Here is a 16,571-nt window from a genome sequence, read left to right on the forward strand (position 1 = left end):
TTAGAATTATGAGTAGAATGAGAATGCGAATGGGCTTGTCCGTGGCTGTGGCTATGACCAAAAGATATATTGGAAATTTTGTGTGATAGACGATGTGAAATTTTCAAGATTTCATCATTCAACGGACAAAGTAAATACAGTAATGCAAAACTTATAGAGAGGAAAACCTTTATGGAGCGGGAAATTTGCATTGCTGATCATCAGGAATAACCAAATTTAGGTAAAATAAATAGTGTCTAGTAGGTGATCATTGCTTTTTATTATTTGTGTGTGGAAAACATGAGGAAGGTTTTAAATATGTTATAAATTTGAAGCTAATGGAAAAACCTGCTCTGGAAGTACAATTAAAGACTTTGCCCAACAGCCCCGGGGTATATCAGTATTTTGATAAGAACGGGAAGATACTTTACGTGGGTAAGGCGAAGAACCTTAAAAAAAGGGTCACTTCATACTTCAACAAAAGCCATGACAGCCACCGCATTGGGGTTATGGTCAAGAAGATTCATGAGATCAGGCATATAGTTGTGTCTTCAGAGACTGATGCATTACTTCTTGAAAATAATCTTATCAAAAAACATCAGCCGCGTTTCAATGTGATGCTGAAAGATGATAAGACCTATCCCTGGATCTGTATCAAAAATGAGCGTTTTCCCAGGGTCTTTCCCACCAGGAGGTTGATCAAGGATGGAAGTGAATATTACGGCCCCTTCACCAGTTTTAAAACGGTAAATACTTTGCTTGATCTTATTAAAGGTCTTTATAAACTCAGGACCTGTAATTATGACCTGGCGGAAGATAAGATAAGGAACGGAAAGTATAAGCTATGTCTGGAATATCACCTTGGTAACTGTGAAGGCCCGTGTGAAGGATTGCAGGCGGAAGAGGAGTATAATAACAATATAGAGGCGATCCGGCAGATCGTAAAAGGAAACTTTAAGGATTCTCTACAGCGTTTCAGGAACCAGATGAAAGAGCACGCAGAGAAAATGGAGTTTGAAGATGCGCAAAGGATCAAGAATAAGATAGATGTTTTAGAAAATTACCAGTCGAAATCTACCGTGGTGAATCCGAAGATCAATAACGTTGATGTATATTCAGTCGTGACAGATGAGGGCTATGGTTACGTAAACTTTCTTCAATTATCCCATGGCTCGATCATTAGATCGCATACCATTGAAATGAAGAAGAAGCTCGATGAAAGTGACCGTGAACTCTTAGAGTTGGCCATTGTGGAGATAAGGCAGCGATTCAATTCAATGTCCAGGGAAATATATGTGCCCTTTAAAGTAGATGTAGGGGAAGAGGTAAAGATCACTGTTCCGAAACTTGGCGATAAAAGAAAGATCGTTGAATTGTCTGAAAGAAATGCGAAATATTTTCGCCAGGAACGTTTTAAGCAAATGAAGATCGTAGACCCAGACAGACATGTGAATCGCGTGATGGCACAAATGAAAGAAGATCTTCGTTTATCCAGGGAACCAAGGCATATAGAATGTTTCGATAATTCAAATATCCAGGGAAGTAATCCCGTTGCGGCCTGTGTGGTTTTTAAGAACGGCAAGCCGAGTAAAAAAGATTATCGTAAATTCAACATCAAGACCGTTGAAGGCCCGAATGACTTTGCTTCGATGGAAGAAGTTGTATTCAGAAGATATCGCCGGCTAATGAATGAAGGAGAGGAATTACCGCAATTAATTATTGTAGATGGTGGTAAAGGACAGCTTTCCAGTGGAGTCAAAGCCCTGGAAACTTTAGGTTTAAGAGGGAAGGTCGCCATTATTGGCATCGCCAAGAGATTGGAAGAAATTTTTTATCCGGGAGATTCAATTCCTTTGTATCTTGATAAAAAATCTGAAACTTTAAAGATTATTCAGCAGCTTAGAAATGAGGCTCACCGGTTTGGAATTACATTCCATCGCAATAAACGGAGCAAAACTGCGCTTAATACAGAGCTGGAGGCGATTCAGGGAATCGGGGAAAAAACCGTTGTGGAATTACTCAAACATTTCAGGTCTTTAAAGCGGGTAAAAGAGGCTTCAAAAAAAGATCTTGCGGAGGTAGTTGGGTCTTCTAAAGCCGGCATTATTTATAATCATTATCATACCGGATAAATGCGTAAAATTTTGGCACTTCTGTTTTTTTCTTTCTGTTTCCTTGTGAATGGCCAGGAAAAAGATGCACCAAAAGTAGGCCTTGTTCTTAGTGGAGGAGGCGCAAAGGGGCTTGCTCACATAGGTGTTCTTAAAGTGCTGGAAGAAGAAGGTGTTAAGATAGATTATATAGGTGGCACCAGTATGGGTGCTATTATTGGCGGACTTTATGCTTCTGGGTATTCAGCGCATGAGCTGGATTCAATATTTAACCGGCAAAATTTTGATATTCTTATCCAGGATAACCTTCCCAGGAGAGCAAAAACCTTCTATGAGAAGGAAGATGCTGAAAAATATGCCATTACCCTTCCATTCGATAATTTTGATATTTCTTTCCCAAGCGGACTTTCAAAAGGTCAGAATATTTACAATTTAATGTCCCGGCTAACCATGCACGTTAGTGGGGTAGAAGATTTCAGTGAATTACCCATCCCATTTTTCTGTATTGCGGCCAATGTGGAAACAGGTGAAGCGGTGGTTCTGGACAAAGGCTCACTCGCCAAGGCAATTTCTGCCAGTGGAGCCATACCAACTATTCTTAGTCCTATCAAGATCGATGATCAGTTGCTTACAGATGGCGGAGTAGTAAATAATTACCCGGTAGAAGAAATGCGGAGTCGGGGAGCAGATGTAATTATTGGAGTAGATGTTCAGGATAGTCTGGTGAATCGTGATAAGCTGAAAAATATTTTCGAGATTCTCAACCAGATCAGTAATTTCAGGACCATAAAGGATATGAAGATCAAACGTCCGCTTACCGATATTTATATTAAACCGGATATTACTCCTTTTTCGGTCCTTTCTTTTGAGGAAGGGAATGCGATCATAGATTCAGGTAGGGTGGCTGCCGTCGAGAATCTCCCAGATTTAAAAGAACTGGCCCTAAAAACCGGGAAAGCGGAAAAAAGACAGCCTGTTACAAAGATCGATTCTTTCAATATCAACTCCCTTAGCCTTGAAGGGAACAGTGCCTATCCCCGGTCCTACGTTCAGGGAAAATTGAAGTTGAGGTATGATGAACCTTATAATTTCGACGATCTTAATATTGGAATAAATAACCTTTCAGCAACCGGAAATTTTGATAGGGTTAATTACCGGTTAATCCCTGTAGACGATGCCGGGAATTATAAACTGGCGATGCAAATTGAGGAAAGTTCTAACAAAATGCTTCTCAGGCTGGGGTTGCATTATGATGAACTATATAAAAGCGGGGCGCTTATAAACCTAACCAGGAAAAGTTTAATTTTTACGAATGATGTTGCTTCAATGGATGTGGTTATTGGAGATAACCTCAGGTATAATTTTAATTATTACCTCGATAAGGGATTTTACTGGAGCGTTGGTTTTAATTCCCGATATAATACCTTTGAGGAACATCTGGATCTGAATACTTTAAGAGAATTAGAGCAAAGTGACGAAATTCCGGGATTAAGAGAGTTGGAGATTAAGTTACATGATTTTACGAATCAAATCTATGTGCAAACATTGTTTCAGCAGGTGTTTTCATTTGGTGTGGGTGTAGAACATAAGTACCTCAAATTAAGCAGCACTACCTTTAATGATGTAGCGAATAATACAGATGAAATTATTTTTGATAATAGTCATTATGCCAGTGCATTTGGTTTTCTGAAATATGACTCCTACGATAACAAATACTTTCCCAGTAAAGGAATAGCTTTTAAAGGTGATTTTCACCTTTACCTTTATTCGTCAGACTACAACGATAATTTTGCGGAATTCTCTATAGCCCAGGGAGAGATAGGGTACGCGGCAACTCCTTTTCGGAAGCTTTCTACCAGGATCTCTACTGAAACCGGATTTAAAATTGGAAACGATCAAACCGATGTTCTCGATTTTATGTTAGGCGGTTATGGTAACGAATTTATAAACAACATTAAGCCTTTTTACGGTTATGACTTTTTAAGCCTTTCCGCAGATAGTTATATACAGGCGTTATTCGAAGTAGATTATGAGCTTTTTAAAAAACATCATCTTATTGCCAGCGCAAATATTGCCAACGTGGAAGATCGTTTGTTCTCTACTGGAAACTGGTTAACCTTGCCTGATTATACTGGTTATGCCATGGGTTATGGTATTGAGACCTTTATGGGGCCCCTGGAAGTGAAATATACTTATTCCCCGGAAGTGCAAGAAAGCCACTGGTTTTTTAGCCTTGGCTTCTGGTTTTGATTTAGTGCTCTTGTTTTCAATATTTTAATCTCCTGATGCCCTGTTTTTAGACTAGTTTTAAGATTGTTTCGGTAAATTTTCATGATATTTGTATAAATCGAAAAATAAGGTCGAAAAAATCTTAATCTTTCAATAATTCTTAGATTTTTGATCGTTTTTAAAACAAATAATTATGCCTTTTTATCATAAACTAGGTAAGATTCCACATAAAAGACACACGATTTTCAGAAAGCCTGATGGTAGCCTTTACTATGAGCAGCTATTTGGTACCATTGGTTTTGACGGGATGTCTTCCAATCTTTATCACGAACATCGCCCAACTCAGGTGAAGGAGATCAAAGGTAGTTATGATGTGAAGCCTAAGATCGCGGTTGAGAATAATTTAAAATCCTACCGTTTAAGAGGATTTCAGATAACTCCACATCCAGATTTTCTACAAAGCAGGAAACCTGTTTTAACCAATTCAGATTGCGATATTATACTTGCTTCGCCTCAGGGTTCTACAGAAGATTATTTTTATAAGAATTCAGATGCAGATGAGCTCATTTTCATTCATAAAGGAAGTGGAAAACTACGTACGCATCTTGGAAACCTGGATTTTAAATATGGAGATTATCTATTGATCCCGAGAGGAACTATCTATAAAATAGATTTCGACGATGAGAATAACAGGTTGTTCATTGTAGAATCCAGAAGGCCTATCTACACTCCAAAGAGGTATAGAAACTGGTTTGGTCAGTTGCTGGAACATTCGCCGTTTTGCGAAAGAGACCTCAGGCAGCCTCATGAGTTGGAAACCAATGATGAAAAAGGGGAGTTTTTAATCAAGATCAAGAAGAAAGGGGAGATATTTGATATGGTTTATGCCACTCATCCATTCGATGTAGTTGGCTATGACGGATATAACTATCCTTACGCATTTTCAATCCATGATTTCGAACCTATAACGGGAAGGATACATCAACCGCCCCCTGTACACCAAACTTTCGAAACGGACGCATTCGTTGTTTGCAGTTTCTGCCCTCGAAAATATGATTATCACCCAGAAAGTATTCCGGCGCCATACAGCCACAGTAATATTGATAGTGATGAGGTGCTTTATTATGTTGATGGTGATTTTATGAGTAGAAATGATATCGAAGCAGGACATATCTCATTACACCCGGCGGGCATTCCTCATGGTCCGCATCCTGGAGCAGTAGAAAGAAGTATTGGACAAACCGATACAGAAGAGCTTGCGGTTATGGTAGATACCTTTAAACCATTGATGCTGACCGAAGATGCCATGGAAATTGCAGATGAGACTTACTATAGATCCTGGTTGGAAGAAGAGGATAAATAAAGAATGAAAGAAGATTTATCGGCACAGGACAGAGCGATGTGGTAATTTTTTGATCTTCGCTTTCAAATTTTTTATCATATCTATAATCACAATAAAAAAAAGAACAAATGTCTACAGATAACACATCATTACATTTAGAAAAAGTAGTTCCGGAAGCGGAAGATTTTTTACCGATCCTGGGAACAGATTTCGTTGAATTTTATGTTGGTAATGCCAAGCAGGCAGCCTACTATTATCAGCATGCCTGGGGGTTTCAACCAGTCGCCTACGCCGGCCTTGAAACAGGAAAAAAAGATAGCGTATCTTATGTTTTACAACAGGGAAAAATAAGAATTGTCCTTACTTCTCCACTTACGCAAGGTGGTGATATTAATGAACATGTAAATAAACATGGTGACGGCGTGAAATTCGTAGCGCTTTGGGTAGATGACGCCAGGAAGAGTTATGAAGAAACTACTAAAAGAGGTGCAAAATCTTATGTTGAGCCTTATGAACTGGAAGATGAGAATGGAAAAGCTGTGATTTCAGGAATTCATACCTATGGTGAGACCATTCACCTTTTTGTGGAAAGAGGAGAGTATGAAGGACCGTTTTTACCTGGATATCGTGTTTACGACACCAAAGCAAAATCAGCTGATACAGGATTGAAATTTATCGACCATATGGTAGGTAATGTTGGCTGGAATGAAATGAACAAATGGGTAGAATTCTACGGAAAGGTTATGGGATTTGCCCAATTGGTTTCCTTTGATGATAAAGATATTTCAACTGAATACACCGCCTTGATGAGTAAGGTGATGAGTAATGGAAATGGACGAATTAAATTCCCAATCAACGAACCTGCGGAAGGTAAAAAGAAATCACAGATCGAGGAATATATAGATTTCTATAATGGGGCAGGAGTGCAACATATCGCTCTGGCCACAGATAATATTATAGAAACCGTTACCCAGTTAAGAGATCATGGAGTTGAATTTCTTTATGTTCCGGAAACCTATTATGATGATCTTTTAGATCGAGTGGGAGAGATAGACGAAGATCTAGAGCCACTAAAAGAACTTGGAGTGCTGGTAGACAGGGATGATGAAGGTTACCTTTTACAGATCTTTACCAAGCCTGTTTTAGATAGACCAACTATGTTCTTCGAGATTATTCAGCGTAAAGGAGCTCAATCTTTCGGTAAAGGTAATTTTAAAGCTCTTTTTGAAGCTATTGAGAGAGAGCAGGATTTGCGAGGTACATTAAATTAAATTTAAAAAATTGCTAAAAATTAAATATTGAAAATAAAAATATGATAATTAGATAACCTTTTAGTTAAACTTAATTTTCGGGTTGTGAGTAAGGTAGAAATATCAGACTTTTGCACTCGCATTTTTGGAGTGGTTACCAAAAATCATATTTAAATTTTTTTCATAATTTAAGTTTTAGTTGGTTAATAAGATAAAATTCCCTGTCATTAATTTGATGGGGTTTTTTGTTTTGATACTTTTGGAATAGTAATTGTAATTAGAGTGTTAACCTCATAAATACTGATACTTAGGAACCATATTATGATAAAGAAACTCTTTGCAATTACCATTGTGTGTTTTATCACAAGCTCAGCGCAGTTGTTTTCGCAACAAGCCTTTCAATCTGGAGAATGGTTTAAATTCAGAATTCATTACGGTATGTTTAATGCCAGTTATGCCACCCTGGAAGTAACCGATTCTCAATTGAATGATAAGCCTGTTTATCATGTACAGGGTCGAGGGAGATCTACTGGATTGTTAAGCCTTTTCTTCAAGGTAGATGATGATTATCAGACTTATATAGATAAAAGGACAGGGAAGCCTTACAAATTTATCAGAAAGATAAATGAAGGTGGATATACCAAAGATCTTGAAATTGACTTCGATCACAGGGATAATGAGGCGCATGTTCTAAATCGAAAAACCAATACCAGAAAAACTTACTCCGTGCCAACTAATGTGCACGATATGTTATCTTCATTTTATTATATTCGCAACCAAATTGACAGGGATGATTTAAAGCCCGGTGAGGAGATGAGATTAAATATGTTCTTAGATGATGAGAATGTAGATTTTAAGCTTGTTTTCCTGGGCAGGGAGGTGATCAGAACCAAGTTCGGAAAGGTGGCAACTCTTAAATTCAGGCCATATGTTTTGGCTGGACGGGTTTTTAAAGAAAAAGAAAGTCTCACCTTCTGGATTAGTGATGATAAGAACAAGATTCCGGTAAAGATTGAAGCAGATCTGGCAGTTGGATCTTTAGACGCCGATTTGGAGGCGTATAAAGGACTAAAGCATCAGTTTAGTATTTTAATAAATTAAGTATGGAAATAAAACCCGAGATCGCGGAACGAATTATAAAACTTGAAGAAAAGTTTAAAAATTCGGGACAGGATATGGGGTCATATTTAGATGGTCTGCTTTATGATAGGTATTTATCCTATTGGGATTATATTGAGGTAGATACTTTGCTAAGTCTGCAAAAGACAAACACACATTTCCCTGATGAGATGATCTTCATCACTTACCATCAGATTACGGAATTATATTTCAAACTCATTATTCACGAGCAAAAGCAAATAATAGAAAGCGCCACCCTTACGCCTTCTTTTTTTATCGAAAAGCTGAAAAGGATAAACAGGTATTTCAGGATCCTTATAGATTCCTTTGATGTGATGATCAAGGGTATGGAAAGAGAACAGTTTCTGAAGTTCAGAATGGCGCTGCTCCCGGCAAGTGGATTTCAGTCTGCTCAGTTCAGAATGATAGAATTATATTCTACTGGTCTCGAAAACCTTGTTTCAGCTGAAGTGAGGGAAAATTTTTCCAATGAAGATCCGGTGGAAGATCTTTATGAAAATATCTACTGGAAAAAAGGTGGTATAGACCTGAAAACAGGTGAAAAAACCCTTACCCTGAAACAATTCGAGAAACGATACACTCCCCGGTTTTTAAGGATCGCAAACGGCGTATATGAAAATACACTTTATCATCGCTACCTCAAAATGCATGGTGAAGATCGCCATAATGAAGAGCTAATTAAAGCGATGCGAAATCTGGATGTGAATGTGAATATTAACTGGCTGTTAATGCATATGGGGGCTGCATACAGATATTTGAGCAAGGATAAGACAACCGTAAAAGCAACCGGAGGAACAAACTGGAAAAAATTCCTTCCTCCAAGCTTTCAAAGAATATCTTTTTTTCCTGACCTATGGACTCAGGAGGAGAAAGACAATTGGGGCAAACAATGGGTTAACCATACGTTTAATACAGAAAATAAAAATTGAGAAAATTGAAGAAACTAGGTTTATTGTTTTTGATGATGCTGGCACTGGTTGCCTGCAATGATGAGGAGAAGGACCAGGCTGTGAACAACGAGGTTAAAAAGGAAAAATTACCTCCGGTGGAAAAAGAATATGGGTTCGTACTTAATGATTTCGAAGTGGTGAAAGATACCATAGAATCTGGCGACAGTTTTGGTTATATCATGGATCAAAATGGAGTAGGTCACGGGAAAGTATTCGAGATCTCCAATAAAGTTATAGACACGTTTAATCCGGCAAGAATAACTGCCGGGAAAAAATATATGATCCTTAAAGCAAAGGATTCTGCCAGGACTCCGGAGTATTTTATCTACGAGAACGATAAGATCAATTATACCGTAGTAGCCCTTGGAGATAGCATTTATGCTGAAAAAAAGAAGAGACCGGTTACCATCAAGAAAAGGGAGATTTCCGGAGTGATCACTTCATCGTTATCTGAAGCCATGCAAGCCCAGGGATTAAGTAACCTTCTGGTTTATGAATTATCGAATATTTACCAGTGGAGTATAGATTTCTTCAAACTTCAGAAAGGGGATCAGTTTAAAATGGTTTATCATGAAAAATATATCGATGATACTATCTTCGCAGGGATAGATAAAGTAGATGCCGCCGTATTCAAGCATTCAGACAAACCTTTTTACGCATTCAGGTATTTGAATGACACGGTTTCGGGAAAACCAAGTTTTTATGATGATGAGGCTAAGGCTTTGCAAAGCTTTTTCCTGAAAGCACCTCTTAATTATTCCAGGATATCATCAAGATTTACCAAAAGACGTTTCCATCCTGTTCAGAAAAGATGGAAAGCACACCTGGGAACAGATTATGCAGCGCCACATGGTACACCTATTGTGAGTACTGCAAATGGAAGGGTGATCGCCTCTAGCTATACCTCAGGTAACGGAAATTATGTAAAGATCAAGCATAATAGTAAATATACTACTCAGTACCTGCATATGACCAAGAGAGCTGTGAGAAACGGTCAAACTGTGAAGCAGGGCGATGTAATTGGTTACGTGGGAAGTACAGGTTTGGCCACAGGACCTCACGTATGCTATCGTTTCTGGGTAAATGGAAGGCAAGTAGACCCTTATAGACAAAACCTACCGTCTGCCAAGCATATTGAAGAAGAACTGAAAGATGAATATTTTGCTTATATCAAGCCTTTAAAAGAAGATTTGGAGCAAATACCCTACAAAAATATTTAAATGAAAAATATTAATCCAACCACAACAAAAGCCTGGAAGGAATTAGAAGATCATTTTGGGAAGATAGAGAATGAGCATATGCGCGATATGTTTAAAAATGATGCAGATCGCGCAGAAAAATTCACCATAAAATGGGAAGATTTTTATGTAGACCTAAGTAAGAACAGGATCACAGAAGATACTCGTGATTTATTGCTCAAGCTGGCTGAAGAATGTAAACTTGAGGAGGCTATCAATAGTTATTTTACCGGAGAAGCTATCAACCAGACTGAAAACAGACCGGTACTTCATACGGCTTTAAGAGCTGGGAAAGATGCTGAAATAAAGGTTAGGGGAGAAAATGTTATTCCTGAAGTTGAAGAGGTAAAAACCAGGATTAAAAACTTCAGTAATGAAATTATTGGAGGAAATAGAAAAGGTTATACCGGTAAGCCATTTACCGATATAGTTAATATTGGAATAGGAGGATCCGATCTTGGACCGGTAATGGTAACCGAAAGCCTTGAATTCTATAAGAATCACCTGAACATGCATTTTATCTCCAATGTAGATGGAGATCACGTTCACGAAACTATTAAAAACCTTAATCCTGAAACTACTCTATTCGTTATTGTTTCCAAGACCTTTACCACCATGGAAACTTTAAGCAATGCGAGTACGGTTAGAGAGTGGTTCTTAAAATCGGTTCCTGAGGAAGAAGTATCCAAGCATTTTGTAGCAGTTTCCACCAATCTGGAGAAAGTGGAAGCTTTTGGAATAGATCCAAAGAATATCTTCCCAATGTGGGACTGGGTAGGAGGACGTTTTTCCCTCTGGAGTGCGGTAGGACTATCTATTAGTCTGGCCATTGGATATGAGAATTTTGCTTCATTGCTTGAAGGAGCGCGTAAAATGGACGATCATTTTAAGACCACAGCTTTCAAGGAAAATTTACCTGTTCAAATGGCACTGTTAACCATTTGGTATAACAATTTCTTTAAAGCTGAAAGTGAAGCGGTAATTCCCTATTCTCAATATCTGGACAAATTCCCTTCTTACCTGCAGCAAGCCATCATGGAAAGTAATGGTAAAAGTGTAGATCGCAATGGTGAAAAGGTCGATTATGAGACTGGTACTATTATATGGGGAGAGCCCGGAACAAATTCACAGCATGCATTCTTTCAACTGATACATCAGGGAACTAAGCTAATCCCAGCAGATTTCATAGGTTTCAAGGAGTCTTTATTCGGTGATAAGGGGCATCATGATAAATTAATGGCTAATTATTTTGCTCAGACTGAAGCTTTGCTCAATGGTAAAACTTCTGAGAAAGTAGAGCTTGAATTAAAATCTAAAAAATTTAGCCAGGAAGAAATAGACAGGATTAGTTCGTTCAAGGTTTTTGAAGGTAATAAGCCAACCAGTACTTTATTGGTAGATAAGCTTACCCCGGAATCAATGGGAAAACTAATTGCATTATATGAACATAAGATCTTTGTACAAGGGATTATCTGGAATATTTTCAGTTATGATCAATGGGGAGTAGAACTTGGTAAACAACTTGCTACTAAAATCCTCATGGAATTTGCTAACAGGAATGTTGATGAACATGATTCCTCAACTGGTAATTTGTTGAAATATTATCTGAGTTAAGAAGTATTTCCTACATATATTTTTTTTAAAGCGCTTGAAATAAAGCGCTTTTTTTATTTCCAATCTTGAAAACGGAAATAAAACGATTTTTTAAGGTGTAATTCTTTATTAAATAAATGTAAAATTCAATTCGCGATATTTAAAATATAAAAAACTGAAATACAATATTTTAAAAATTAAAATCAATTTCGATTTTCTCATTAAATAATTAATCTGATAAAATTTCTGCGGTAAAAGTTAAAACTCTTAACACTTAGATAATGGTAGTTATGTAGGAATTGTTTTTTTTTGCACCGAATTTAAATCAAACACAAACAATTAGAAAAATGAGGAAATTATTACTGCTAGCGATGTTATTTGCATCTGCTACAATTTTTGCTCAAGGAACTATTACTGGTACGGTGATGGATTCTGAAATGGATGGACCACTACCTGGTGCAAACGTAATGGTAGTTGGTACACAACAAGGTGCAATGACAGATTTCGACGGTAAATTCAGCCTTGATGTTGAAGATGCATCAGGAAAAATTAGAATAAGTTTTGTTGGTTACGAGCCTAAGACTGTTCAATTTAACGTGAGTGCAGGTCAAACTGTGAATCTTGGACAAATAACTTTAAGTCCAGATGCAAACGCATTATCTGAAGTCGTAGTAATGGGCGTTGCTGATTTGGCAAAAGATCGTCAAACTCCGGTAGCTGTATCTACTATTCGTTCTGCGGAAATTCAGGAGAAATTAGGTAACCAGGAATTTCCTGAAATCCTGAATACAACACCATCGATCTATGCTACAAAGCAGGGAGGTGGATTTGGAGATTCTCGTATTACCATTCGTGGTTTCGATACTCAAAACTCTGCAGTAATGATCAACGGTATTCCAGTAAATGACATGGAAAATGGTCAGGTTTATTGGAGTAACTGGGCAGGTTTAAGTGATGTTACATCAGCAATACAGGTACAAAGAGGTTTAGGTTCTTCTAAACTTGCGGTATCTTCTGTAGGTGGAACTATCAACGTTGTAACTCGTTCATCTCAAATGTCTGAAGGAGGTATGGTACAGGCAAGTGCAGGTAATGATGGTTATTTGAAAACCTTAGCTTCTTATAATACAGGACTTAGTGATAACGGTTGGTCTGGATCGTTTCTTTTAAGCAGAACTTCAGGTGATGGTTATGTTAACGGAACATCCTTCGAAGCATATAACTACTACATTGGTGTTGGCTACAAAGCAAATGAAGATCATGAATTCAATTTCATGCTAACTGGTGCTCCTCAGCAACACAACCAGAGAGGTTTCTTTACTCCGTTATCGAGCTACCTGGAATATGGTGAAAACGGTGAGCCAAATGAAAAATATAATCCAGACTTTGGATACAGAAATGGAGAAGAATTTACGTTCTCTGGAAACTTCTATCACAAGCCAGTAGCTTCTTTAAGCTGGGAATGGGATATTAGCAGTCTTTCAAAATTATCTACTTCTGCATATGCTTCATTTGGACGTGGTGGTTCTATAGGTTCTATTGGTAGAATTAATGGTAGACAGTCATTCGCTTTACCGTTGACTGATGACGGACTTCTTCCGATAGATGATATTTTTGCATGGAACTCTGGTCAGGACGTTCCTGCTTTTGGAGATCCAAGACAACCTTATTCTGGTGAAGGACAATACCAGGGAGATTTTGTTAATTCTGGTAACCAAGATCGTTCTGGAGAGAATGGTATTTCTCAGCGGTCTTCTGTAAATTCTCACAACTGGTTTGGTGTTATTTCTAATTTCGAAACTGAACTAACCGATAAAATTACTTTGGATTTAGGAGCCGATCTAAGATCTTACAAAGGTTTTCATTATCGTAGATTGGTAGATCTTATGGGAGCGGATATTTATCGCTCAGAAGCAGATCAAAACAACCCGAACAGATTCTTAAGTGAAACTTACGATCCTACAATCAGCAATACTTTAAATGTATTCAAAAGTATCGATGATGAGGAAAAGATCGATTACTATAACATTGGCTATGTAAGATGGGCTGGAGTATTTGGTCAATTAGAATATGTAGGAGATCGGGTTTCAGCTTTCGTTCAGGGATCCTTATCTAATCAAGGTTTTGCCCGTGAAGAATTCTTCAATGAAACGCCACCAGAGAAAACAGATTTCGAAAATATTTTAGGTGGTAATATTAAAGGGGGTATGAACTTTAATATTGACGAGAAACATAATGTATTTGGAAATATTGGTTATTATTCAAAACAACCATTATTTGATGCTGTTTATATCAACTTTGGAAATACTCTAAATCCGAATCTTACGAATGAGAAAGTCTTTGGAATTGAACTAGGGTATGGATTCCGTTCACAATACTTCAATGCGAACGTGAATGCCTACAGAACTTCTTGGGCTGATAGATTTGAGTCTGATGCAGCAACTTTTGTTTTCAATGAAGGTCAGCCAGATGAGAATGAAATTAGAGGTACAGCCAACCTTCTTGGAATTACTCAGGTTCATACAGGGTTTGAGTTTGATTTCTATGGTAGAATTGGAAATAAGTTAAGATGGAATGGTATGGTATCTGTGGGTAATTGGGAATACAAAGATGACGTAAGAGCTTCTTATTTCGACGAAAATCAGAATCCAATCCCTGGAGTAGATGATGCTGTACTTAGTCTTGATGGAGTAAAAGTTGGAAATGCTGCACAATTTACTGCGAGTGCAGGAGCAGATTACCAGATCATTGATAATCTAAGTGTAGATGCAACTTACAGGTTCGCAGATAATCTATATGCAGATTTTGATGCTACCGACGCACTAGATGATCCAAATTTTGAGGTTTTTGAATTGCCTTCTTTTGGACTATTAGATCTTGGAGCTTCTTATGGTCTCGATCTTGGAGAAAACAGATTGAACTTTAGAGTTAACGTGAACAACGTAACAGACAACATCTATATGTCTGAATCTAACACTAACATTCTTGCAGGTCCTGAAGATGATACTTATGATGGTGTAAACACTAGAAATAACGTATTCTTCGGATGGGGAAGAACCTGGAACGCTAGTGTTTCTTTTAACTTCTAAGAAGATTAAAAATATATAATTTTAAACGCCCCGATAATTCGGGGCGTTTTTTATGCATTTATTTTATCTTTAAAAAAAATTATAATTATATGTACGAAACGGTTCAGTTTATTCACTCATATTGGGCATACCTGGTTCTATTTATGCTATTAATCGCCACGTTTAACGGCATTATTGGCTTTGCGGCCAATAAAGAGTATTCAGCGACCAATTTTAGAATTGCTCTTTTTACCCTTATTGTATCTCATATCCAGTTATTGATTGGGATCGTATTATACTTTACCACACCTTATTTTAAAGCCTGGTCTACGGAAGGTATGGGTGGTGTAATGGGTGATTCTGTGCTAAGACTTTATAATGTGGAACATCCATTAATGATGATCATCGCCATTGCCTTGATCACTATTGGATATTCCAAACATAAAAAGAAATTGACCTCCAGGCCTAAGTTTAAAATGCTGGCCATCTTTTATGGATTTGCCTTTGTAGTAATGCTTTCAAGAATTCCATGGAGTGCATGGTTCAACTAGAATATTTTCTTGCATAATGTCAAAGCCTCATATACTAAACAGGAAACCTCCGAATAGATCGGGGGTTTTTTATATTAATTCACTTCTCTAATAAGATAAAGATAGATGGCGAAGTGATCGCTAAAGCCGGGTTCATATCCCGTACTTCCGTATGTTCTGAATGGATAGCCTCTAAACTGTCCTGTTTGTGTGATTACATAAGGTGGATTGAAAATTCCGGCCTTATAAAACTGAAAACCATCAAAATTTCTTGAAACCAGGCTTTGAGAAAGGTAGAATTGATCGAAAAGATTCCAGGAATCCCGATAAGCAAGGGTGCCTTTCCCGTTTTTTAACATGTTTTCCATCGGATTATAGAGCTCTTTTTCTTTCAATTCTTTTATTTCAGCTCTTGTTTGTAGGAACGTTTTAAAGCTCTTATTGATAGGATCATCGTTAAAATCTCCCATTCCAATAATTTTTGCGTCCTGATCTTCCCGGTATAAAGAATCAATGATCTTCCTGTTAAGTAGAGCCGCTTTTTCCCTTTTATAACTGCTTTTAGCTTCCCCGCCAGACCTGGAAGGCCAGTGATTGACAATGAAATGAACATCCTCGCCGTGAATTGTTCCGCTTACTACTAATTGATCCCTCGTGTAATCACGTTTATCAGCATCAAAGATCATTAATTTTCTGGAGTGAGAATTAAGTGGAATAAATCCTTCCTTTCGGTAAAGAAGTGCTACATCGATGCCTCTTTCGTCTGGAGAGTCGTAATGTATAATTCCATAATTTTTTTCTTTCAGATAAGGATGTGAAACCAGATCTTTCAGCACTTTGATATTTTCAATTTCACACAAACCGATTATCAAGGGAGAGTTGCCAGATTCAGATCTTCCTATTTCTGAAAGCACCCTGGCGATATTCTCTATTTTGCGATGATAACGCTCCTCTGTCCAATTATCTTTGCCTAAAGCAGTTCTGTCATCATCGAAGGTTAAAGTGTCGTCTAGGGTATCGAAAAGGTTTTCTACGTTATAGAAAGCCACAGTTTCTATCTGGTAATTTCTAATATTCTGACAATATACTTTATTGCTCACATTTTGAAGGAGGCTAACTACCAAAAAGATCGGTATAATGA

11 protein-coding genes are annotated in these 16,571 nt (G+C 37.7%); 10 read left to right on the plus strand and 1 reads right to left on the minus strand.

Annotated features, from left to right (window positions below; translation table 11 throughout):
- The first annotated feature begins 317 nt into the window (after positions 1-317).
- From uvrC to ML462_RS05465, 10 genes are all read left to right on the plus strand, one after another.
- Complete coding sequence (gene uvrC / locus ML462_RS05420) at positions 318-2,111, plus strand: excinuclease ABC subunit UvrC (RefSeq protein WP_240712731.1); 1,794 nt, start codon at positions 318-320, stop codon at positions 2,109-2,111.
- Positions 2,112-4,340 carry a patatin-like phospholipase family protein gene (locus ML462_RS05425; protein ID WP_240712732.1) on the plus strand — a complete coding sequence of 743 codons (2,229 nt, stop codon included), beginning with the start codon at positions 2,112-2,114 and terminating at the stop codon, positions 4,338-4,340.
- A 172-nt stretch (positions 4,341-4,512) separates the two neighbouring features.
- A complete protein-coding gene (locus tag ML462_RS05430) occupies positions 4,513-5,682 on the plus strand; it encodes a homogentisate 1,2-dioxygenase (RefSeq protein WP_240712733.1) in 1,170 nt (389 codons plus the stop codon).
- A 107-nt stretch (positions 5,683-5,789) separates the two neighbouring features.
- Positions 5,790-6,932, plus strand: a complete 1,143-nt coding sequence (hppD, locus tag ML462_RS05435) for a 4-hydroxyphenylpyruvate dioxygenase (protein ID WP_240712734.1) — start codon at positions 5,790-5,792, stop codon at positions 6,930-6,932.
- Positions 6,933-7,235: 303 nt separating this feature from the next.
- Complete coding sequence (locus ML462_RS05440; protein ID WP_423738473.1) at positions 7,236-8,012, plus strand: DUF3108 domain-containing protein; 777 nt, start codon at positions 7,236-7,238, stop codon at positions 8,010-8,012.
- A gap of 2 nt (positions 8,013-8,014) precedes the next feature.
- Complete coding sequence (locus tag ML462_RS05445) at positions 8,015-8,980, plus strand: tryptophan 2,3-dioxygenase family protein (RefSeq protein ID WP_240712736.1); 966 nt, start codon at positions 8,015-8,017, stop codon at positions 8,978-8,980.
- Between the two features lie 5 nt (positions 8,981-8,985).
- Positions 8,986-10,221, plus strand: a complete 1,236-nt coding sequence (locus ML462_RS05450; RefSeq protein WP_240712737.1) for a peptidoglycan DD-metalloendopeptidase family protein — start codon at positions 8,986-8,988, stop codon at positions 10,219-10,221.
- Positions 10,222-11,853, plus strand: coding sequence for a glucose-6-phosphate isomerase (gene pgi / locus ML462_RS05455; RefSeq protein ID WP_240712738.1), 1,632 nt, complete (start codon positions 10,222-10,224; stop codon positions 11,851-11,853).
- A gap of 326 nt (positions 11,854-12,179) precedes the next feature.
- On the plus strand, positions 12,180-14,921 hold the full coding sequence (locus ML462_RS05460; protein ID WP_240712739.1) for a TonB-dependent receptor: 2,742 nt from the start codon (positions 12,180-12,182) through the stop codon (positions 14,919-14,921).
- An 89-nt stretch (positions 14,922-15,010) separates the two neighbouring features.
- On the plus strand, positions 15,011-15,451 hold the full coding sequence (locus ML462_RS05465) for a hypothetical protein (protein ID WP_240712740.1): 441 nt from the start codon (positions 15,011-15,013) through the stop codon (positions 15,449-15,451).
- A gap of 74 nt (positions 15,452-15,525) precedes the next feature.
- Here the strand turns inward: ML462_RS05465 and ML462_RS05470 are convergent, their stop codons facing one another.
- A complete protein-coding gene (locus ML462_RS05470; protein WP_240712741.1) occupies positions 15,526-16,530 on the minus strand; it encodes an endonuclease/exonuclease/phosphatase family protein in 1,005 nt (334 codons plus the stop codon).
- Positions 16,531-16,571: the final 41 nt, after the last annotated feature.

The sequence above is a fragment of the Christiangramia lutea genome (assembly GCF_022489035.1).
In the GTDB taxonomy this organism is placed as follows: Bacteria; Bacteroidota; Bacteroidia; order Flavobacteriales; family Flavobacteriaceae; genus Christiangramia; species Christiangramia lutea.

Coding starts and splice junctions, on each gene's coding strand:
- uvrC (WP_240712731.1), top strand. CDS start 318: ATGGAAAAACCTGCTCTGGAAGTACAATTAAAGACTTTGCCCAACAGC.
- ML462_RS05425 (WP_240712732.1), top strand. CDS start 2,112: ATGCGTAAAATTTTGGCACTTCTGTTTTTTTCTTTCTGTTTCCTTGTG.
- ML462_RS05430 (WP_240712733.1), top strand. CDS start 4,513: ATGCCTTTTTATCATAAACTAGGTAAGATTCCACATAAAAGACACACG.
- hppD (WP_240712734.1), top strand. CDS start 5,790: ATGTCTACAGATAACACATCATTACATTTAGAAAAAGTAGTTCCGGAA.
- ML462_RS05445 (WP_240712736.1), top strand. CDS start 8,015: ATGGAAATAAAACCCGAGATCGCGGAACGAATTATAAAACTTGAAGAA.
- pgi (WP_240712738.1), top strand. CDS start 10,222: ATGAAAAATATTAATCCAACCACAACAAAAGCCTGGAAGGAATTAGAA.
- ML462_RS05460 (WP_240712739.1), top strand. CDS start 12,180: ATGAGGAAATTATTACTGCTAGCGATGTTATTTGCATCTGCTACAATT.
- ML462_RS05465 (WP_240712740.1), top strand. CDS start 15,011: ATGTACGAAACGGTTCAGTTTATTCACTCATATTGGGCATACCTGGTT.